We start from the raw sequence: 1,623 nt of genomic DNA on the forward strand, positions 1-1,623 counted from the left end.
TATAGTGTAAAGCATGACCCAATAAAAAGCACCTAGGCTCCGCTCTATTTTTAGAAAACATCGAAAAGCTGCTTTCAGGTTTTAGAAAGCAGCTTTTTACTTTGGCTATACTATTTTAATTATATTAATACATCAATGACTAGAGGCATGACTTCTTAGCATTAGAAAAATTTTTTCATCATTTTAACATTTTTTATCCTACTAACTTATTTAAGTGGCCTAGATTCTATCACCTTAACTAAATTGCCCATCTTCCATTGTTTATGTACGTATATTTAATTCTTTCTTAATCCTCACTGATATATATTGATTGCCATCAAGGCCTTTGTATATGGCAGTACATGCCTGCATTTCAATCTTATATACTGTATTTAAATGTGATGTTTCTTTTAGGACACCATTATTATTTCTAAAGGAAGGAGAAGAAAATGAGAAAAATGACTCCATAAAACACTATAAATAAATTCAATAGACCGCTAGGCTCTCCTAACGTCGCTATTGACTTTATTTATTGGGCATATGCTTTTGTTATTGTTAGTGCCCGAGGAACTCAAGCTAGCATCTTTACTTGTTCCTCGAGCATTTTCAGCATAACATGTCCACCTTTTTCTTTGGCATTTGAACTTGTTCTTTCAAACCTTTTCTACTGCACCCTCAGAATCTAGCAAATAGCAGGTTAAAACGTAAAATTTTTTATTGTGAGATCGAAGAATGCCTACAAACATACTAGTATAGAACAACTTCTTAATTACCCTATATAAAGCTTTATGTTTTCATCTGCAAAAGCTTTTGGTAATGTCTCTAAAATGTATTCTAATCTTTTTTCTAAATCCATTTTTGCATCTATATCTCTAACATTTTTTTCTATCCACTTTTTAACAAGTCCTAATTCTCTTAGAATTACTGACATATCCTCTTTCTCAATTACTATCCCTGTTTCAAAAATGGGAACCCAACTTAATTGCAATTCATTTGAAGCTTTGAGCCAGTAACTTGAAAAGACTTCTTCTGTTGCAACCGGAATAAAAAATAGTTGTTCTTTCTCGTTTTTTGGTTCATCTACAATAATACCAATTGACATACTTTACTTCCCTCCAAATATAACTTCAAATGTATAGCCTGGGAATTCAGACTGTAGTTTTGTAATACTCTGATTTACCGCACTTTGTAATTCTGCACTATTTCCGTCTAGTCTAAATAAAAACTTTTTTACACCTTTTATTTCTTCTAAAGAAGGGATAAATTGACTACCATTTACTGTTGGTCTAGTAGCATCTGCTATATCTAAATTTTTTATTCTATTTACAGTTTTTTGATAAATTTGCTTATCTGCAAATTGCTGTGGTGTCTGGGTTGGTAATCCCGTTCTAGGATTTACTACGTCCAAGCCTTTCGCAGTCTTATCCTCATAAAATATTCCTTTATTTAAATCAATTTCATCAAATTCTCCAAGAGGACTACCGTTCTTATTAATTATTTCAACTTCTTTGCTTATTTTTCCAGCCCCACTGGCTTGCTTATCCCCATTCAAAACAGCCTGATCTTTCTGCGTATTAACCTTCCCATTCACCGTCTGTGCTTGTGGCTTCGTTTCCGCTTGTTGATTCACATGCCCATTCTGAG

Annotated in this window: 1 protein-coding gene and 1 pseudogene; both read right to left on the minus strand. The window is 33.1% G+C overall.

Features of this window, described 5'->3' with window-relative positions:
* Nucleotides 1–748: 748 nt before the first annotated feature.
* A complete protein-coding gene (locus tag BM000_RS16550; protein WP_091500440.1) occupies nucleotides 749–1,081 on the minus strand; it encodes a hypothetical protein in 333 nt (110 codons plus the stop codon).
* A gap of 3 nt (nucleotides 1,082–1,084) precedes the next feature.
* Nucleotides 1,085–1,623, minus strand: a pseudogene (locus BM000_RS16555) (PrsW family intramembrane metalloprotease); the annotation flags it as partial.

Origin of the sequence: Amphibacillus marinus, assembly GCF_900110345.1 — a bacterium.
Classification (GTDB): Bacteria; Bacillota; Bacilli; order Bacillales; family Amphibacillaceae; genus Amphibacillus_D; species Amphibacillus_D marinus.